This window comes from Chromobacterium piscinae (genome assembly GCF_021129175.1).
Classification (GTDB): Bacteria; Pseudomonadota; Gammaproteobacteria; order Burkholderiales; family Chromobacteriaceae; genus Chromobacterium; species Chromobacterium piscinae.
Map to the genome: position 1 here is coordinate 1 of NZ_JAJOHV010000101.1, position 19726 is coordinate 19726.

Genomic DNA, 19726 nt, shown 5'->3' on the forward strand with positions numbered 1-19726 from the left:
GATGAAGGAGCGGTCTATCTTCACCACGTCGGGGGCGAAGCGCTTCAGGTAGGCGAGGCTGGAGTAGCCGGTGCCGAAGTCGTCTATCGCCAGCCGCACCCCCATTGCCTTGATCACCGCCAGCTGGCGCGATGCCAGGTCGGCATCGGCCATCAGCGTGCTCTCTGTGACCTCGAGTTCCAGGAAATGGCCGGGCAGCGCGTGCCGTTGCAGCGCCTCGCGCACGTCGTCGATGAAGTCGTGCCGCATCAGCTGGTGGGCGGAGACGTTGACCGCCATCCGCATCGGCGCCAGTCCGGCATGCAGCCACAGGCTGGCCTGGCGGCAGGCCTGGTCTAGCACCCAGCGGCCCAGCGGCACGATCAGGCCGGTGTCCTCGGCCACCGGAATGAAGCGGCCGGGCATGATCAGGCCCTCGTCCGGGTCGCGCCAGCGCAGCAGCGCCTCGCAGCCTAGCAGCCTTTGTCCGGCCATGTCGTACTGAGGTTGGTAGACCAGGTACAGCTGTTCCTGCTCCATCGCCCGCCGCAGCCGGTTCTCCATCAGCAGCCGCTCGGCGACCTGAGTGTTCATCTCGCGGGTGTAGAAGCGGAAGGTGTTCCGGCCATGCGCCTTGGCGTGGTACATCGCCAGGTCGGCGTTCATCAGCAGGGTCTGGATGTCGCTGCCATCGTCCGGCATCAGGCTGATGCCTATGCTGCAGCCGACCACCAGCGAATGCTCGCCGATCTGGAATGGCTGTTGGATGGTGCGCAGGATGCGTTCGGCGATCTGCGCCGCCTCGCCGGGCTGGTTGATGGACGGCAGGATCAGCACGAACTCGTCGCCGCCGGTGCGGCCGACGGTGTCCAGGCCGCGCACCGCGCCGGCCAGTCGCCGCGCCACCTCTTTTAGCAGCTCGTCGCCGGCGCAGTGGCCCAGCGTGTCGTTGATGTTCTTGAAGTGATCGAGGTCGACGAACAGCACTGCCAGCTGGTTGTGCTGCAGTTCGGCCTGCCGTATCGCTTGGTGCAGGCGGTCGTTGACCAGCACGCGGTTGGGCAGGTCAGTCAGCGCGTCGTATTCGGCCATGTGCTGGACCCGCGCCTCCTGTTCCTTGCGCTCGGAGATGTCGGTGAACAGGGCGACGAAGTGGCTGATCTCGCTCTGTGCGTCCAGGAGCACGCTGATGTTGACCCAGCAGGGGAAGTGCTCGCCGCTCTTGCGCCGGTTCCAAATCTCGCCCGACCACTGGCCGCGCTGCTGCAGCGCCTGCCACATTTGCTGGAAGAAGGCCGGCTCGTGGCGGTCGGAGAACAGCATCGAGGCCTTGAGGCCGCGGACCTCGGCTTCGCCGTAGCCGGTGATGTGGCCGAAGGCGCGGTTGGCGGTGAGGATGCGGTTGTCCGGATCGGAGATCAGGATGGCTTCGTTGCTGGATTCGAATACCTGGGCGGCCAGCCTGAGCTGGCGTTCGGCCTGGCGGCGGCCGCTGATGTCGCGCGCGGTGGCGCACAGGTAGGCGTCGCCCTGGTAGTTGAGCTGGTTGATGGTGACTTCGAGGCAGCGCTCGGACTCGCCCGCGCCCTCCATCGTTTCGAAGGTGAGCGGGTAGCCGCCGTCAGGATGGCGGAACAGCGCGTCCGCCAGTTGCGGCGCTTGCCGCAGCGCTTGGTTGCAGTACACCACTTCGCCGCGGCTGTTGCGCAGCGCCACCAGCTCGGTAGCGTTGTCGATCATGAAGTGGCTGAGCTTCAGCTCCCGAGCCTGCTCCTTCAGCGACAAATGGCTCTGCGCCAGATCCTGCTGGTAGCGCCGCACCAGCGCGCCGACCCAGCGAACGAAGTACCAGCACAGCAGGCTGGCGAATAGCATGGCCACCAGGGTCATGCCCAGTGTGGCGAGGATGCGCTCGGCCAGCCGGCCCTTCAGCCGCTGGGCGGCGCGCAGGCTGTCGTCGCGTATCGTCTGCACCTTGACGCTGGTGACCAGGGTCCAGTCCCAGCCCGGCAGCTGGCGGCTGTAGGCGAGATAGCTGTCGGAGGCCAGGCCGGCGTCGTCCTGCTGGCTGTATTCGACGAAGCCGCCATGCTTGCCCAGTTGGACTAGCTGTTCGACGCGGGCGCGTTCGGCGGCCGGCAGCTTGAGGTAGGGTTTGCCGACCAGGGCCGGCCGGGTCGGGTACAGGCGGATGATGCCGCCGCCGTCGATGATCATCAGCTCGCCGCCGGCCTGGCCGGCGCGCATCCGGGCCAAGGTGTCGAGGCCCTGCTGCTGCAGCGCGGCCTCGACATTGCTGATGTATTCGCCGCTGCCGATCAGCCAGTTGTAGCGGGGAAAGCGGCGGGCGTAGGTGATCTTGTCGTCCATGCGGCCGGCGCCGGGCAGGTACCAGCGGTAGGCGGAGAAGCCCCGGCCGGCGGCGTTGTCCACCGAATCCAGCAGGCCCTGCATGATGTGGCGGCCGCGGTCGTCGCGGTTGTCCAGCAGCGATTGGCCTTCGCGCTCGGGCGCGGTGGGCAGCAGCACGCAGCGTCCATTCAGGGTGTCGATGAAGAAATAGCCGCGGCCGTCGAAGTAGCGCAGCGGCCGCAGCGCCTCTACGATCAGCTGCTGCACCTGGCGCGGACTCTGCCGGGCATGCTCGCGGCGCCAGATGGCGTCGGCCAGGCTCCAGGCCTGGTCCACCTGCTCGCGCAGTTGGTGGCGCATGGTGTCGTTGGTGCGCTCCCGCAGCGCCGACAGCAGCAGCGCGGCGTGGTCGGCGTAGGCTTGCAGGCCGTCGCGCGCGCGCGCGGTCGCTTCCTGTTCGATGTTCTGCCGCCCGGATTGGAAATCGCGCCAGCTCATGATCAGGAAATAGCTGGCCAGGGTCAGCGCCAGCGCGAACACGATGGCGAGGGTGCCGGACAGCTGCAGGCGCGACAGCCGGGCGGGATTCCATTCCATCACGATCTCTGGACTTCGAAAAGGGATGGTCAGTATACGGGATTATCCTGAATGTCATGAAAAATTGTCAGGCGGCGATATCCAATTTCCGTTAAAATCGCGCTCGGGAGTTGGCCAGGCAATCGCCGCGTTCGAAAGGACGGGGAGGAAAGTCCGGGCTCCATAGAGCAGGATGCCGGTTAACGACCGGGCGCCGCGAGGCGACGGAAAGTGGAACAGAGAGCTGAACCGCCGATGGCCGGACTTGTCGACCGAAAGGTCGACAAAGTCTTTTTGGAGGGCTTGTCCCGACAAAAACCCGCAAGGGCGGATCAGGCAAGGGTGAAAAGGTGTACCGGGAGGCGCAAGCCGGCCCGGACGGGCGGGGAAACCTGCTCGCGGTAAGAGCGCACCGCGGACGTGGCGACACGGACGGCAGGCTAAACCCCATCCGGAGCAAGACCAAATAGGGGGGCGCTAACGTGGCTCGCGTTGTCCCCGGGTAGGTTGCTTGAGCCTGTCGGCAACGGCAGGCCTAGAGGAATGATTGTCCAACGACAGAACCCGGCTTATCGGCCGACTCCCACCCCATTCCTTATTCTTTCCGGTCGCGATTACTCGCGGCTATCGAAGCTGCTTAAAAAATAAGCAAAAATTTTTCCCGCCCGGCGAAAATCGCTATACAATACCGACCCTTCCCAGCTATTACCAGTAATTTATTTGTCATGCAGATAGGACCGTACCAACTGAAAAACCGGCTGATCGTGGCGCCGATGGCCGGGGTGACGGACAGGCCTTTCCGCATGCTGTGCAAACGGTTGGGGGCGGGGATGGCCGTCTCCGAGATGATCACCGCCAACAAGGCCTTGTGGACCACGCCCAAGACGCTGCGCCGCGCCAATCATGAAGGCGAGGTCGAGCCCATCGTGGTGCAGATCGCCGGCGGCGAACCGCAGATGCTGGCCGACGCGGCCCGGCTCAACGTGGAGCACGGCGCGCAGATCATCGACATCAATATGGGGTGTCCGGCGAAGAAGGTGTGCAATGTGGCGGCCGGCTCGGCGCTGCTGCGCGACCTGGACAATGTCGGCCGCATCCTGGAGGCGGTGGTGAAGGCGGTGGACGTGCCGGTGACGCTGAAGACCCGTACCGGCTGGAGCCGGGAAGTGAAGACGGCGCTGGCTGTGGCGAAGATGGCGGAAGACGCCGGCATCGCCGCGCTGGCCTTGCATGGCCGCACCCGCGAGGACATGTATCGCGGCGACGCCGAGTACGACACGATACGCTCGGTGAAGCAGGCGGTGTCCATCCCGGTGGTGGCCAACGGCGACATCGATTCGCCCGAGAAGGCCCGCCGGGTGCTGGACTACACCGGCGCCGACGCGATCATGATAGGCCGCGCGGCGCAGGGCCGGCCGTGGATCTTCCGCGAGATCCAGCATTATCTGGACACCGGCGAGACGCTGCTGCCGCCGACGGTGGACGAGATCCGCGCGCTGATGCTGGAGCACCTGGACGAGCTTTACGGTTTTTACGGCGAGTACTCGGGCTGCCGCATCGCCCGCAAGCACATCGCCTGGTACACCAAGGGCCTGGCCGGCGGCAACGCCTTTCGCCAGCAGATGTACAAGCTGGAGAACACCGGCGAGCAGCGGCTGGCGGTGGGTGAGTATTTCTCCAGGCTGGGCGACGCCGGCGATCGTCTAAGCTATGTAGTCGAGGATGAGGACAAGTTGGACCGCGACGGCGACGCCGTGGCGGAGGGAGAGGCATGCGGCGCTTGACGCCGCGGCCTGGTGGGGACCCGACTTCTGGATACCAATAACAAGATGCAAAACAACGATCACATATCGCAGTCGGTGCGGCTGGCGATGGAGCAGTACTTTCGCGACCTGGACGGCGAGGCGCCGTCGGCGATCTACGACATGGTGCTCGCCTGTGTCGAGAAGCCGCTCCTGGAGGTGGTTCTGATACACACCCAGGGCAACCAGACGCGAGCGGCGGAGTTGCTGGGATTGAACCGCAACACGCTGCGCAAGAAGATGAAGTCGTATGATTTGATTTGAAGATAACCGGCCACACCGTAACAGGGTGGCCGGTTTTTTTTGCCCCTCCCCCGCGGCGGGAGGCGGGGATTCGATGGGCAGGCCGCCGGGATTGATTGAAATCGAGCCGATGCGCGGCGTCGGCGGCCTGAGCCGGTTTTTTATAGTGTTCATCCATAGCCAAAGCGGTAGAGAAACATGACCAAGATCGAACGAGCGCTGATCAGCGTGTCCGACAAGAGCGGCGTGCTGGAATTCGCCAGGGAGCTGTCCGCCCTGGGCGTGCATATCCTGTCCACCGGCGGCACCGCCAAGCTGCTGCTGGAGGCCGGCCTGCCGGTGACCGAAGTGTCCGACTACACCGGCTTCCCGGAAATGCTGGATGGCCGCGTCAAGACGCTGCATCCCAAGGTGCATGGCGGCATCCTGGGCCGGCGCGACCTGCCCGAGCACGTCGCCACCATGGCCGAACACGACATCGGCAACATCGACCTGGTGTGCGTCAATCTCTATCCGTTCGAGGCCACCATCGCCAATCCGGACTGCTCGCTGGAGGACGCGATCGAGAACATCGACATCGGCGGGCCGACCATGGTGCGCTCCGCCGCCAAGAACTGGGCCCACGTCGCCATCGTCACCGACAGCGCCGACTATCCGGCGCTGGTGGGCGAGCTGAAAGCCAACGGCGGCAAGCTGGCCAAAGCCACCCGCTTCGAGCTGGCCAAGAAGGCCTTCACCCACACCGCCGCTTACGACGGCGCGATCTCCAATTACCTGACCAGCCTGGCCGACGGCGTGGTGGCGGGCAAGCCGGAACGAGTCGCCTTCCCGAACCGCCTGAACGCCCAGTTCATCAAGGTGCAGGACATGCGCTACGGCGAGAACCCGCACCAGGCCGCCGCCTTCTACCGCGACCTGGATCCGGCCGCGGGCAGCATCGCCCACTATAAGCAATTGCAGGGCAAGGAACTGTCCTACAACAACATCGCCGACGCCGACGCCGCCTGGGAGGCGGTGAAGACTTTCGACGACACCGCCTGCGTCATCGTCAAGCACGCCAACCCGTGCGGCGTGGCGGTCGGCCCGGACACGCTGTCCGCTTACAAGCTGGCCTTCGCCACCGACACCACCAGCGCCTTCGGCGGCATCATCGCCTTTAACCGCCCGGTGGACGCGGCTACGGTGGAGGCCGTGACCGGCCAGTTCCTGGAAGTGCTGATCGCGCCGTCCTTCACCGAGGAAGCCAAGGCCATCATCGCCGCCAAGAAGAACGTCCGCGTGCTGGAGATTCCGCTGGAAGCCGGCGCCAACCGCTTCGAGCTGAAGCGCGTCGGCGGTGGCGTGCTGGTGCAGACGCCGGACATCCGCAACGTCGGCCTGGACGAGCTGCGCGTGGTCAGCAAGCGCCAGCCGACGGCCAAGGAAATGTCGGACCTGCTGTTCGCCTGGCGCGTGGCCAAGTACGTCAAGTCCAACGCCATCGTGTTTTGTAAGGATGGTCAGACCGCAGGCATCGGCGCCGGCCAAATGAGCCGCGTCGACTCTACCCGCATTGCCGCGCGCAAGGCGCAGGACGCCGGTTTGAGCCTGGCCGGCGCGGTGGCGGCGTCCGACGCCTTCTTCCCGTTCCGCGACGGCATCGACGTCATCGCCGAGCAGGGCATCAAGGCCATCATCCAGCCGGGCGGCTCGATGCGCGACGAAGAAGTGTTTGCCGCCGCCGACGAGCACGGCATCGCGCTGGTGTTGACCGGCGTGCGCCATTTCCGCCACTGATGACGACGGGCAAGCCGCCGCGTCCCGACGGAAACGGCGGTAATGAAACCGACTTGGCGCTATGCTATTCAGGTAGGCGCCAACAGGCGGCGGCTTAGGGCCGCCGCCCCACACAATAGAATGGAAACCCGATGAAAGTTCTCGTGATCGGCTCCGGCGGCCGCGAGCACGCGCTGGCCTGGCGCATTGGCAAGTCCAAGCGCGTGTCCAAGGTCTTTGTCGCGCCGGGCAACGCCGGCACCGCGCAGGACGCGAATCTGACCAATATCCCGGCCAACGGCGTGGCCGAGTGGCTGGCCTTTGCCAAGGAAGAGAAGATCGACCTGACCGTGGTCGGCCCGGAGGCGCCGCTGGCCGCTGGCGTGGTGGACGCCTTCCGCAACGAGGGGCTGAAAGTGTTCGGCCCGACGCAGTACTGCGCGCAGCTGGAAAGCTCCAAGGACTTCGCCAAGGCCTTCATGCAGAGCCACGGCATTCCCACCGCCGGCTACCAGACCTTCACCGACGCCGCGGCCGCGCATGGCTACGTCGACGGCAAGGGTGCGCCCATCGTGATCAAGGCCGACGGCCTGGCCGCCGGCAAGGGCGTGGTGGTGGCGATGACGCTGGACGAGGCGCACGCCGCTATCGACGACATGCTGCTGGGCAACAAGATGGGCGAAGCCGGGAGCCGCGTGGTGATCGAGGATTTCCTGGTGGGTGAGGAGGCCAGCTTCATCGTGATGGTGGACGGCGAGCACGTGCTGCCGATGGCCACCAGCCAGGACCATAAGCGCTTGTTGGACCACGACCAAGGGCCGAACACCGGCGGCATGGGCGCTTACAGCCCGGCGCCGGTGGTGACGCCGGAGGTGCACAACCGCGTGATGCGCGAAATCATCCAGCCAGTGGTGCAGGGCATGAAGAAGGACGGCCATCCGTATACCGGCTTCCTGTATGCCGGGCTGATGATAGACGACGAAGGCCACCCCAGGGTGATCGAGTTCAACTGCCGCTTCGGCGACCCGGAAACCCAGCCCATCATGGCGCGCCTGAAGACCGACTTCACCGTGCTGCTAGACGCCGGCGTCAACGGCAAGCTGGACAAGGTGGAAGCCGAGTGGGACCGCCGTGTCGCCTTGGGGGTGGTATTGGCCGCCGCCGGTTATCCTGATGCGCCGCGCAAGGGCGACGCCATCCACGGCATTCCGGCCGAGAGCGAGGACGGCATCGTGTTCCATGCCGGCACCGCGTTCGACGAGCAGCATCAGCTGCGCGCCAGCGGCGGTCGCGTGCTGTGCGCGGTGGGCCTGGGCGACAGCGTTAAGATGGCGCAGGGTAGGGCTTACCAGCTGGCCGACGCCATCGAGTTCGCCGGCAAGCAGTACCGCCGCGACATCGGCGCGCGGGCGATCGGGCGCAAGCACTGAGCGTTCCCCTGTAATGAAAAACAGCGCCATTAGGCGCTGTTTTTTTATGGGGATTTAGCAGGCGAAAAGCATACGGCGCGTGGAGGGCAGTGAAGGCTTGTTTTGGTTGTGTGATGGCCCGTGAGAGCTGTTTGAAGCACTATTAAAAACCTCGATGAAAATGCCAAGTATTGAAGGATTAACGTGAACCTGGCTAATGACGCTGGATGAGGCATTGGCGAGAGCGAACGATGAGTGAAATTTTATGAAAATTTGATACGGCGCGCCGCTGTTTCTGCGGGAATTTGACACCCCGGTCGCTACAGTTCGCTTGAGAGCGCACCCATACCTCAATCCTGGAGCGAGCCATCATGTCCGCACTGACTACTGAACACGGCCTGCCGGCCGATCCGGAGCCTGGAAGTCGCAGCCGGCTATTGCGTTTCCTGACCCATGAAAAGCGCTGCTGGCGCCGGCTGGCCTACTGGCTGAAGCAGTTCAACACCGACGCCGGGGTGCCCGCCCGTTGCTATGCCTGGCGCGCCGCGCCGGAAGATCCTCCCGAAGACCACGAGCACCTGCTGCTCTGACGTGTGTCCGATGCCGACGCGAGCCACGTCGCCGCTTCGGCATCGTCCTCCCGCCTTTCCTCGCATTTCCGCCTGTGTTTTTGCGCCGTTGCCGCTACAATGGTTGCTTCCTGTTTCCATCTAGCTTGATCAATCATGAAGTCCGGTTCCGGTCCTTTGCCGCGCCTGCCTGGCAGCCGTTTGCAGCAACGGACCCGCAAGCAGTTGCGCGATGGCGGCGTGATCGCCTATTCCACTGAATCCTGTTACGGTTTGGGGTGCAGTCCGCTCGATACCCGCGCGATACGCCGCGTGCTGGCGATCAAGGCGCGGCCCAATCACAAGGGGTTGATCGTGATCGCCGCCGATTTCGAGCAGATCCGCCACCTGGTCAAACCGCTTTCGGCCGCGCAGCGCGCGGAACTGGCGCGCTATTGGCCCGGTCCATATACCTTTTTGCTGCCGGCGTCGCGGCGGGTGCCGCCGGCTTTGCGCGGCCGGCACCACAAGATCGCGGTGCGGGTCACTGCGCACGGCGAAGCGGCGGCCTTGTGCCGTCGGCTTGGCACGGCGCTGGTGTCCACTTCGGCCAACCGAGCCGGGCAGAAATCGCTGAAGACGGCGCGAGCCTGTCGAATGGCTTTCAAGGACAAGGTGCTGACGCTGCCGGGCCGCATCGGCAAGCGGCGCAAGCCATCGACCATCATCGATCTGGAGAGCGGCCGCGTATTGCGTTAGGCCGCGTGTGAACTGAGGAATAAAACGTGCAACAGATTTCTTTTATCAGCCTGATCCTGAACGCCAGCCTGCTGGTGCAACTGGTGATGGCGGGCCTGGCGCTGACGTCGCTGCTGTCGTGGGCGCTGATCTTCAACAAGATCTCGGTGCTGCGCTCGGCCAAGCGCCACAGCGAGGAGTTCGAACGCAATTTCTGGAGCGGCGCCGATCTGAACCGCCTGTATGAGGACGTGTGCCGCCGCAGCGACACCGCCGGCATGGAGCGCATCTTCCAGTCCGGCTTCGCCGAGTTCCTGAAGCAGCGCGGCCGCAGCGGCGCCGAGCTGTCCGACATCATGGACGGCTCCCGCCGCGCGATGCGGGCGGCGGCGCAGCGCGAGCTGGACACCTTGGACAGCCACACCTCCTTCCTGGCCACTGTCGGCTCGGTCAGCCCCTACATCGGCCTGTTCGGCACCGTGTGGGGCATCATGCATGCTTTCATCGGGCTGGGGAACGCCGGCCAGGCGACGCTGAGCACCGTGGCCCCCGGCATCGCCGAGGCGCTGGTTGCCACCGCCATCGGCCTGTTCGCCGCGATTCCGGCGGTGGTGGCCTACAACCGCTTCGCCACCGATGTGGACCGCCTGGCCACCCGCTTCGACACCTATATGGAAGAGTTCTCCAACATCCTGCAGCGGCTGGCGACGCGTTAAGACGCTTGCCGTTTCGGCTTGCATACGGCATGGTTTCGGTTCGGAATTTACGGACAGAACCATGCCTTTTTCACGCCTCGCGCCGCTGACGCTGGCCGCTTTTCTCGCCCTCTATCTGGTCTGGGGCTCCACCTATTTGGTCATCCGCATCGGGGTGGAATCCTGGCCGCCGCTATTGATGGCCGGCATTCGCTTCTTGCTGGCCGGCAGCCTGGTGCTGGCCTATCTCGCATGGAAGAGGACGCCGTGGCCGAATGCGCGCCAGCTGGGCGGCGCGGCTTTGCTGGGCGTGCTGATGCCGGCGATAGGCAACGGCTTGGTGACGGTGGCCGAGCGCGAGGTGTCGTCCGGCGTCGCCGCGCTGGTGATCGCGACGGTGCCGCTGTTCACGCTGCTGTTCGCCCGCGTGTTCGGCCACAAGTCGCGGCCGCTGGAGTGGGCCGGCATGGCGCTGGGCGTGGCCGGCATCGTGCTGCTGAATCTGGGTTCCAGCCTCAGCGCCAGCCCGCGCGGCGCGGCCTTGCTGATTCTGGCTTCGGCCGGCTGGGCGCTGGGTTCGGCCTGGAGCAAGAAGCTGCCGCAGCCGGCGGGCACGATGGGCAGCGCCTGGACCATGATTTTCGGCGGCCTGGCCCTGATCGCGTCCAGATTCGCCGTCGGCGAACGTCTGGCTGACTGGCCCGGCGTCGAAGGCTGGGTCGCGCTGCTGTACTTGACGGTGTTCGGTTCGATGATCGCCTACAGCGCCTACCTGTATCTGTTGAAAACGGTGTCGGCGGCGGCGGCGACTAGCTACGCCTACGTCAATCCGGTGATCGCGGTGCTGCTGGGCGCGGTGTTTCTGGGTGAGCACGTCGGCGCGCACGAAATGCTCGCCATGGTGGTGATCGTCACCGCGGTGGTGTTGATCAGCTGGCGGCGTTCATGAGGGCGGCCGGCCTTTCCGGCATGCATGTCGGGGCGATAAGGGCGTTCCTGTAGCGGAACCGCTACCTTGCCAATCAAGCAAAAAAACGCCGCTCCCGAGAGCGGCGTTTTTCATTGCGGGCGCAGAGCTCAGATAGCCTGCCACAGCGTGGGCTGGGTGGATGGCGTCCAGCCGGCGCCGGCCCAAGCGGTGTGCGACTGCAGGCAGCGGTATTGGCGGCCTTGATAGCTGACCACCTGGCTTTGCGCGTATTTATCGCCTTCTTTCCAGGCGTTGGCCGCCGGCGGCTGGGCGCCGGCATCGCCCTTCTTCAGGTCGATCGCGAAGCCGTAGCCCTTGTAGCTGTCATTCAGATAGACGCGATTGGCGGTGGCATCCTTCACTGGAACGATGGAGACGGCGCGCTGCTGCGACTTCATCACGCCGATGCGGATGAACGGCGAGGCGGCGTTCACCTTCTGCGCCAACTCGTACGGCCAATTCGCGATCTGGCCGCTGACGGCGTTCAGCGCCACCGTGTGTTTTTCGGCGTCGCGGCCCTGGCTGTCGAACACGCGCAGCGTGGCGCTGCTGCCGGCCGGCAGATTCTCGCGCGCGGCGACGTTGCCGATTTCCTTCCACGGATTGGCCGCCGGCGGCGCGGCGTCGCCGCCGAAATTGACGTCGGAGCAGGAATAGAACGCTTCCTCGCTGTCGGAGCGTTTCCAGACGTTGAAGATGATGTGGGGGCCAGTCTTGCCTTGCGGCAGCTTCAGCGTCATGTGGTAACGCTTGCTGGCATCCTGCGTCGGATTGCCGTTGACGGTGCCGAACAGCTCCAGATCCGACCATTTCAATGCTTGCTTCGGATTCCAGCCGTTCCTGGTGACATAGAACTTGAAGTACTTGGTGGCGTGCGGCGCGGTGGCCTTGTAGATGAATTCGAAGTTGCCGCTGGCATCCGGCACGATGCTGGTGGCGCGCCAATCGTCGCGGGCCAGATTGAAGCCCTTGAATTCGGCCTTGCCGCCGCCGCACAGCGTGCCGTCCGGCACCACCGCCTGGTGGTTGTCGCCCTGAGGGTTCTGGTTGACGCCATTCCAGTCGTACATCGCCTGGGTGCCGCCCACTTGTTTGGCGGCCTGGCAGGCAGAGGACTTCGGCGCTTCCGGGCCTTCCAGAAAGCAGCTGTAGACGCGGTTGATCGGGATTTCCATCGCGCCATGGGCCCAGAGCGGGGCGCTCAGGCAGCTCAGGGTCAGCGCGGCGGGGAGATGCCAATGCAGTTTCATGCGAACTCCTTGTCTGGTAGTGGTATGTAAGCGCATCGTCATCAGCCAGGACGTTCGGCGTCCTTGAATCGGCTAAATGATTGAAAATGTGATCATCATATTAAATGTAAGTTTATTAATTGGTATTAGTGCCAAATCTAACGCGCTGAGAGCGCAAGTTCTGATTCTTGCAAAGATTGTCTGCCATTTGACCTGCCCGATTGGACGTCGGGCGGCGCGTCCTGCGCCAGCCATCTCATGCTTCCTGGTCGTCGTGGTTCTTTCCGATTTCTTCTGGTCGCCCGGTTTTGTCGTTTTGTTGCCATGCGCGATGCGCGAAGGGGGCGCGGCTTGATAATTGGTATTGACGTGGTATTAATGTGGTATTACCGTGCGAGCTGTAACGGAACGGTTACGCGGTAAGCTGTCCCGCGTTGGGATACCGGCGCGGCTTGACTGGGCTTACACTGCGGTTTTCAGACCACTTCAGACGACCATGGAAAACCGCTGGCAAGCATTGAAACCGGATGAAAACCTGAGCACGCCGCTGTATCTGCAGCTGTCGCGCAAGCTGGCCGACGCGATCAACGCCGGCTGGTGGCAAGCGGACGAAGCGCTGCCGTCGGAGCGGACGTTTTCGGAAGAGCTGGGTATTTCGCGGGTGACCGCGCGCAAGGCGATGGACGTGTTGCTGGAGCAGGGCATGATCCGCCGGCGCCAGGGCTCGGGAACCTTCATCACGCCCAGGCTGGAGCAGCCGCTGTCGCGGCTGACCGGCTTCACCGAGCAGCTGCGGCTGCGCGGCTTCGTGCCTTCGTCGGTGTGGCTGGAGCGCGGCGTGTTTCCGCCCAGCAACGAGGAAGTGATCAAACTGGGGCTGTCGCCGACCTCGATGGTGGCGCGGCTCAAGCGCCAGCGCCTCGCCGACGGCGTGGTGATGGCGATTGAAATGAGCACGATGCCGGTCGCTTACCTGCCCGATCCGCAGGCGGTGGGCACTTCGCTGTACGCCCATCTGGACGCGGCGGGCCATTCTGTGGTGCGGGCCTTGCAGCATATCCGGGCGGTGAACGCCTCCGGCGACGTGGCCCAGCTTGCGGGCATCCGCCCTGGCGAGGCGATGCTGCTGATCACCCGGATCGGCTTCAATGCCGACAACGTGGCGATCGAGCTGACCGACACCTATTGCCGCAACGATTATTACGATTTCGTAGCTGAACTGAAACGATGACTGAAACGCAGACCTTGCAGGGCCGCATCCTGACCGCCTCCGGCTGGATGGACGGCGCCGTGCGCCTGGCGGCCGACGGCCGCATCGCAGCGATAGACGCCCGCCTGGCGTCGGGCCGCCAGCCCGAACGCTATATTCTGCCGGGCTTCATCGATCTGCACGTGCACGGCGGCGGCGGCGTGGACATCATGGAAGGCGGCGACGCCGTCTCTCATGTCGCCCGCCTGCACGCGCGCTTCGGCACCACCTCCTTGCTCGCCACCACGATGACCGCGCCGCCGGAGGAAATCTCCCGGGTGCTGGCGGACATCGGCCGTTGCAGCAAGGAGCGGGCGCCCGCGGGCAGCCGCGTGCTCGGCGTGCACCTGGAAGGTCCGTACATCAACCCCGGCAAGCTGGGCGCCCAGCCCGACGACGCCTGCCGGGCGGCGATGGCGCAGATCAACGGCTACCGCGCGCTGGCGCCGATCTCGCTGATCACACTGGCGCCGGAGATCCCGGGCCATCTCGACATCATCCGCGAACTGAGCGCGCAGGGCGTCCGGATGCAGATGGGCCATACCCTCGGCAGCTATGAGGAAGCGGTGGCCGCGCTGGAGCAGGGCGCGTCCGGCTTCACCCATCTTTTCAATGCCATGACCGGCCTGCATCACCGCCAACCGGGCGTGGTCGGCGCGGCGTTGGCCCATGCCGAGTACGCCGAGCTGATTCCCGATCTGCTCCACGTCCATCCCGGCGCCATCCGCACCGCGCTGCGCGCCATTCCGCGCCTGTATTGCGTCACCGATTCCACCGCCGCCGCCGGCATGCCGGACGGCGAGTATAAGCTGGGCTCCCATTCGGTCACCAAGTGCATGGGCGGCGTGCGTTTGGCCGACGGCACGTTGGCCGGCAGCACGCTGACCATGGACCAGGCGCTGCGCAATCTGGTGAAGATCGGCCTGCCGCTGGCCGACGCTTCCAACCGCCTGTCGCTGTATCCGGCCGACTACCTGGGCCTGGCCGACCGCGGCCGGCTGGCGGTCGGCGCGTGGGCCGACATCGCGGTGATGGACGCCGAACTGAATCTGCAGCAAGTCTACGTTGAGGGAGAAGAGATTGGCCTCGTTGATGCTTGAGGAAGCGCTGTATTCCGCCGAAGCGGTGGCGGCGCAACATATGTACGCCGATGAAGGGCTGGCCGCGCTGGGGCGCGAGCTGGGCCGCATCAGCCCGCGGCTGGCGCTGACCGTCGCCCGCGGCAGTTCCGACCACGCCGCCAGCTACTTCGCCTACCTGGTGATGCAGCGTCTGGGCATTCCGGTGGTGTCGCTGCCGATGTCGCTGGTCACTCTGCACCAGTCGCCGCTGGCGGTGGATGGCCAGCTGGCAGTCGCGCTGTCGCAATCCGGCCAGAGCCCTGACCTGGTGGACACCATGAAGGCCCTGTCCGCCGCCGGTGCCCACACCGTGGCGCTGGTCAACAAGCAGCAGTCGCCGCTGGCCGAGTCCTGCGACTGGGCGGTTCCGCTCTGCGCCGGCGAGGAAAAGAGCGTCGCCGCCACCAAGAGCTATATCGCTTCGCTGTCCGCCGTCGCCCGCCTGGTCGCCCACTGGCAGGCCGACGAGAGGCTGCTGTCCGCGCTGGCCAACCTGCCGCAACGGCTGCAGGACGCCGCCGGACTGGACTGGTCGGCCGCGATCGAGGTGCTGAAGCCGGCCGAACGCATCATGGTGGTCGGCCGCGGCCTGGGCTTCGCGGTGGCGCTGGAAGCGGCGCTGAAGTTCAAGGAAACCTGCGCGATCCAGGCCGAAGCCTTCTCCGGCGCCGAGATCAAGCACGGCCCGATGGCGCTGATCGACGACGGCTACCCGCTGCTGGTGTTCGCGCCGCGGGGCCCGGAACAGCAGGGCCTGATCGATCTGGCCGAGGAAATGCGCGGCCGCGGCGCGCGCGTGCTGCTGGCCGCGCCGGACAATGTGGCCAGCCGCGACCTGACGCTGGCGGTGGCCGACGACGAGGCGCTGGACCCGCTGCTGGCGATCCAGAGCTTCTACCTGATGGCGGCTCGCCTGTCCGAGGCGCGCGGCCTGAATCCGGATCTGCCGCGCCACCTGTCCAAGGTGACCCGCACCCGTTGACCGGATGAACAGACAGGCGGCGCAGACCGCCGTGGCGGCCGCGGCGACGCGGCCCGCCGACAACAGAATCGACAGAATAAGGACGCTCGATGACCACAACGCTCGAACTGCTGGCCCCGTTCTCCGGGCCGGCGATCGCGCTCGACCGCGTGCCCGATCCGGTATTCGCCGGGCGGATGATGGGAGATGGCCTGGCCATCGACCCGCTGTCGCCGACGCTGCTGGCGCCCTGTAGCGGCGCGGTGGCCCAGCTGGCCCGCACCGGCCACGCGCTGACCATCGCCGCCGACAACGACGCCGAAGTGCTGATCCATATCGGCATCGATACCGTCAAGCTGGAAGGCCGCGGTTTCCGTCCGTTGGTCGCCGTCGGCGACCGCGTGCAAGCCGGCCAGCCGCTGATCGAGGTGGACCTGGACGCGGTGGCGCGCGAGGCGCCGTCGCTGCAGACCATGGTGGTCATTGCCAATTCCGATCAATTCCATTTCCCCCGCCGTGCCGAAGGCCTGCTTGAAGCCGGTCGTTCGCACTTCCTGACCCTGGCGGCTCGCGAGGCTGTCTCCCCTCGCGAGTCCGCCGGCGGCCCGGAACGCCGCGGCGAGGCTGTAGTGCGCCATGAGGGCGGTCTGCATGCGCGGCCTTCGGCCTTGGCGCAGCAGGCGGCCAAGCGGCACGCCGCCGAGGTGTTCATCGAATTGTCCGGCAAGCGAGCCAACGCCCGCAGCGTGGTGGCGCTGATGGGCCTGGGCGTGGCTGAGGGCGACCGCGTCGCGGTCATCGCCAGCGGGCATGACGCCGACGCGGCGCTGGCTGCCGTGATCGAGGCATTGCAAACCCGCAGCGAAGCCGGCCATGCCGCCGCGGCGCCGGGTGAGGCCCGCGAACCGGTCGCCGGCTATCTCGCCGGCGTGGCAGCCGCGCCGGGCCTGGCGATCGGGCGGGTGGTCAGACTGGACGCCTTCGAGATGCCGCTGCCGGAACAGGGCGCGGGCATTGCGGAAGAGCGGGCCGCGCTGACGGCGGCGCTAGCCCGGGTGCGCGGCGCGATCTCGTCTGGCATCGATGCGGCTTTGCGCCGCGGCGCCACCGCCGAGAGCGACATCTTCGCCGCCCATCTGGCGCTGCTGGACGATCCCGAGCTGCTGTCCGCCGCCGAGGCCGACATCGATGCCGGCCGCGGCGCCGGCTTCGGTTTCCGCCGCGCGGTGCGCGCCCAGTGCGCGATCCTGGCTGGATTGGGCAATCAATTGCTGGCCGAGCGGGTGGCCGATCTGAAAGACATCGAGCGCCAGGTGCTGGTGGCGCTGTACGGCGAGCCGGAGCAGGGGCCGGAACTGTTCGACGCCTCCATCCTGGCGGCCGAGGACCTGGCGCCGTCCGAGCTGACCCGCCTGCCGCGCGGCAAGGTGGCCGGCATCATCACTGCCGCCGGCGGGGCCAGCGGCCATGTCGCCATCCTGGCGCGCGCGCTGGGCATTCCGGCGCTGGTGGCTTGCGGGCCGTCGGCGTTGGCGCTGGAGCAGGGCCAGACTCTGGTGCTGGACGCGCGCGCCGGCCTGGCCAATCCGCGGCCTAGCGCCGCCGATCTGGCCGCCGCCCGCGCCGAAATCGACAAGCTGGAGGCGAAGCGCCGCGCGATGCAGGCATCGGCCAACGCGCCGGCCATCACCGTGGACGGCGTGGCGATCGAGGTGGCGGTCAACATCGCCAACGCCGACGACGCGCGCGAGGGCGTCGCCCACGGCGCCGACGCGGTGGGCCTGCTGCGCACCGAATTCCTATTCATCGACCGGCGCGACGCGCCGACCGAGGCCGAGCAGACCGAAGCCTACCAGGCGGTGCTGGACGCGCTGGACGGCCGCAACGCCATCATCCGCACGCTGGACGTGGGCGGCGACAAAGAGGTGCCCTACCTGCAACTGCCGCCGGAGCCGAATCCGGCGCTGGGCCTCAGGGGCATCCGCACCGGCTTCGCTTATCCGGACATGCTGGACACCCAGCTGCGCGCCTTGCTGGCGGTGAAGCCGCTGTCGCGACTGCGCATCCTGGTGCCGATGATCGCCGACGTCGGCGAGCTGATCCGGCTGCGCGAGCGCGTCGAGCAACTGGCCGGCGCAATGAATCTGGCCGAGAGGCCGCAGCTGGGCGTGATGGTGGAGGTGCCGTCGGCGGCGCTGCTGGCCGACCAATTGGCCAAGCACGCCGACTTCCTCTCCATCGGCAGCAACGACCTGACCCAGTACACGCTGGCGATGGACCGCTGCAACGCCACGCTGGCCTCGCGCATCGACTCCATGCACCCGGGCCTGCTGCGCCTGATCGCCATCACGGTGGAAGGCGCCAAGAAGCACGGCAAGTGGGTGGGCGTATGCGGCGCGATGGCGTCAGACCCGCAGGCGGTTCCGGTGCTGATCGGCCTGGGCGTCGCCGAGCTGTCGGTCAGCCCGCGTCTGGTGCCGGAAGTGAAGAGCCTGGTGCGCGGTCTGTCGCGCCGGCATTGCGAGGAAGAGGCGCTGAGGCTGTTGGCGCTGGGGTCGCCGCAGGCGGTGCGCGGCAGAGTGACGGAACTGTGGCCCGGCGTGTGACGGCGGGCGTCGGTGCGAAGTGCTGGGGAGCCGCCATCGGACAAGACGGCACCAGAATTAACCTGGGAGATATGTTGTGAGTACTCTTAACAAGTTTGCCGGCATCCAGCAGCTGGGGCGCGCCCTGATGCTGCCGATCGCCGTGCTGCCGGTGGCCGGCCTGCTGCTGAGGCTGGGCCAGCCCGACCTCTTGGACATCAAGATCATGGCCCAGGCGGGCGACGCCATCTTCGGCAATCTGGCGCTGATCTTCGCCATCGGCGTGGCGGTGGGTTTCGCCAAGGACAACAATGGCACGTCCGGCCTGGCCGGCGCCATCGGCTTCCTGGTGCTGACCGCGGTGCTGAAGGTGATCGACGACAAGATCAATATGGGCGTGCTGTCCGGCATTTTGTCGGGCTTGATCGCCGGCTATCTATATAACCGCTACAAGGACATCAAGCTGCCCAGCTACCTGGCCTTCTTCGGCGGCAAGCGCTTCGTCCCCATCGTCACCGGTTTCTCCATGCTGATCCTGGGCGCGGTGCTCGGCTACATCTGGCCGCCGATCCAGCACGGCATCGACAGCGTCGGCAAATGGCTGATAGGCGCGGGCGAGATCGGCGTGTTCTTCTACGGCGTGCTCAACCGCATCCTGATCGTCACCGGCCTGCACCACATCCTTAATACCATGGTCTGGTTCCAGGTGGGCGACTTCACCAATGCCGCCGGCAAGCTGGTGCACGGCGACCTGACCCGCTTCTTCGCCGGCGACAAGACCGCGGGCATGTTCATGTCCGGCTTCTTCCCAGTGATGATGTTCGGCCTGCCGGCCGCCTGCCTGGCGATGTACCGCACCGCCAAGCCGGAAAACCGCGCGGCCGTCGGCGGCCTGCTGTTTTCGATGGCGTTGACCGCGATGCTGACCGGCGTCACCGAGCCGGTGGAATTTGCCTTCATGTTCCTGGCGCCGGCGCTGTACGCGATCCATGCGGTACTGACGGGCCTGGCGATGGCCATCATGCAGACGCTGGACGTCAAACTGGGCTTCGGCTTCTCCGCCGGCCTGTTCGACTATTTGCTGAACTTCGGCCTGGCCACCAAGCCCTTGCTGCTGCTGCCGGTGGGCGCGGCCTACTTCATCGTTTACTACGGCCTGTTCGTGTTCTTCATCCGCAAGTTCGACCTGAAGACTCCCGGCCGCGAGGATGTGATGGTGGCCGTGGCTGAAGTCGGCGCCGGCACCGGCCGCGCGCGCGCCTTCATCGACGCGCTGGGCGGCGCCGCCAACCTGAAATCGGTGGATGCCTGCACCACCCGCCTGCGCCTGCAGGTGGCCAGCAACGACAAGGTCAACGAGGCGGCGCTGAAGGCGCTGGGCTCGCGCGGCCTGATCAAGCCGGCCGCCGGCAGCGTGCAGGTGGTGCTGGGGCCGGAGGCCGACCTGATCGCCGACGAGATCCGCGGCGCGCTGGGCAGCGCCGCCGCGGAACCGCAGGCGGCCGCGCCGGCGG

16 protein-coding genes and 1 other RNA gene are annotated in these 19726 nt (G+C 66.0%); 15 read left to right on the forward strand and 2 right to left on the reverse strand.

The genetic code is table 11. From position 1 onward, the window contains the following. Positions 1 to 2928: cache domain-containing protein (locus LQR33_RS21085; protein ID WP_231470317.1), on the reverse strand; the 2928-nt coding region annotated here is incomplete at its 3' end. 106 nt (positions 2929 to 3034) lie between these two features. Here LQR33_RS21085 and rnpB point away from each other — a divergent pair. The 9 genes from rnpB to yedA all read left to right on the forward strand — a co-directional run bounded on the left by rnpB (position 3035) and on the right by yedA (position 11046). Further along, positions 3035 to 3495: RNase P RNA component class A (gene rnpB / locus LQR33_RS21090), an RNA gene on the forward strand. Positions 3496 to 3632: 137 nt separating this feature from the next. Continuing rightward, positions 3633 to 4691: a tRNA dihydrouridine synthase DusB gene (gene dusB, locus LQR33_RS21095; RefSeq protein ID WP_231470319.1), complete on the forward strand. Its 1059-nt coding sequence runs from the start codon at positions 3633 to 3635 to the stop codon at positions 4689 to 4691. Between the two features lie 45 nt (positions 4692 to 4736). Beyond that, positions 4737 to 4973 (forward strand): helix-turn-helix domain-containing protein, encoded by a 237-nt coding sequence (locus LQR33_RS21100; protein ID WP_011134100.1) that lies wholly within the window; start codon positions 4737 to 4739, stop codon positions 4971 to 4973. 177 nt (positions 4974 to 5150) lie between these two features. Beyond that, positions 5151 to 6728 carry a bifunctional phosphoribosylaminoimidazolecarboxamide formyltransferase/IMP cyclohydrolase gene (gene purH / locus LQR33_RS21105; RefSeq protein ID WP_166439498.1) on the forward strand — a complete coding sequence of 526 codons (1578 nt, stop codon included), beginning with the start codon at positions 5151 to 5153 and terminating at the stop codon, positions 6726 to 6728. A 131-nt stretch (positions 6729 to 6859) separates the two neighbouring features. Beyond that, on the forward strand, positions 6860 to 8137 hold the full coding sequence (gene purD / locus LQR33_RS21110) for a phosphoribosylamine--glycine ligase (protein WP_231176718.1): 1278 nt from the start codon (positions 6860 to 6862) through the stop codon (positions 8135 to 8137). A 350-nt stretch (positions 8138 to 8487) separates the two neighbouring features. Further along, a complete protein-coding gene (locus tag LQR33_RS21115) occupies positions 8488 to 8706 on the forward strand; it encodes a hypothetical protein (protein WP_152526829.1) in 219 nt (72 codons plus the stop codon). A gap of 135 nt (positions 8707 to 8841) precedes the next feature. Further along, positions 8842 to 9423, forward strand: coding sequence for an L-threonylcarbamoyladenylate synthase type 1 TsaC (gene tsaC / locus LQR33_RS21120; protein WP_231176731.1), 582 nt, complete (start codon positions 8842 to 8844; stop codon positions 9421 to 9423). 26 nt (positions 9424 to 9449) lie between these two features. After that, the gene (tolQ, locus tag LQR33_RS21125) at positions 9450 to 10118 is read left to right on the forward strand and encodes a protein TolQ (RefSeq protein WP_021475840.1); all 669 of its coding nucleotides are present in this window, start codon (positions 9450 to 9452) and stop codon (positions 10116 to 10118) included. A gap of 61 nt (positions 10119 to 10179) precedes the next feature. After that, positions 10180 to 11046 carry a drug/metabolite exporter YedA gene (gene yedA, locus LQR33_RS21130; RefSeq protein WP_231470321.1) on the forward strand — a complete coding sequence of 289 codons (867 nt, stop codon included), beginning with the start codon at positions 10180 to 10182 and terminating at the stop codon, positions 11044 to 11046. A gap of 128 nt (positions 11047 to 11174) precedes the next feature. On the opposite strand, the gene LQR33_RS21135 is transcribed toward yedA, so the two are convergent. Next, complete coding sequence (locus tag LQR33_RS21135) at positions 11175 to 12317, reverse strand: lytic polysaccharide monooxygenase (RefSeq protein WP_166439507.1); 1143 nt, start codon at positions 12315 to 12317, stop codon at positions 11175 to 11177. A 76-nt stretch (positions 12318 to 12393) separates the two neighbouring features. On the opposite strand from LQR33_RS21135, the gene LQR33_RS21140 reads away from it, so the two are divergent. The 6 genes from LQR33_RS21140 to nagE form a co-directional block, all read left to right on the forward strand. Further along, the gene (locus LQR33_RS21140) at positions 12394 to 12651 is read left to right on the forward strand and encodes a hypothetical protein (RefSeq protein WP_231470322.1); all 258 of its coding nucleotides are present in this window, start codon (positions 12394 to 12396) and stop codon (positions 12649 to 12651) included. A gap of 141 nt (positions 12652 to 12792) precedes the next feature. After that, positions 12793 to 13527: a GntR family transcriptional regulator gene (locus LQR33_RS21145; RefSeq protein WP_021475838.1), complete on the forward strand. Its 735-nt coding sequence runs from the start codon at positions 12793 to 12795 to the stop codon at positions 13525 to 13527. Continuing rightward, a complete protein-coding gene (gene nagA / locus LQR33_RS21150; RefSeq protein ID WP_221663752.1) occupies positions 13524 to 14645 on the forward strand; it encodes an N-acetylglucosamine-6-phosphate deacetylase in 1122 nt (373 codons plus the stop codon). The genes LQR33_RS21145 and nagA overlap by 4 nt, the downstream gene beginning before the upstream one ends. Beyond that, positions 14626 to 15648, forward strand: a complete 1023-nt coding sequence (locus LQR33_RS21155; RefSeq protein WP_231176733.1) for an SIS domain-containing protein — start codon at positions 14626 to 14628, stop codon at positions 15646 to 15648. Before nagA ends, LQR33_RS21155 begins: the two co-directional genes overlap by 20 nt. A gap of 89 nt (positions 15649 to 15737) precedes the next feature. Continuing rightward, positions 15738 to 18233, forward strand: coding sequence for a phosphoenolpyruvate--protein phosphotransferase (ptsP, locus tag LQR33_RS21160; protein ID WP_231176742.1), 2496 nt, complete (start codon positions 15738 to 15740; stop codon positions 18231 to 18233). A 76-nt stretch (positions 18234 to 18309) separates the two neighbouring features. Further along, positions 18310 to 19726, forward strand: a 1417-nt coding sequence (gene nagE / locus LQR33_RS21165; RefSeq protein WP_231470323.1) for an N-acetylglucosamine-specific PTS transporter subunit IIBC, incomplete at its 3' end; no start/stop codon positions are given.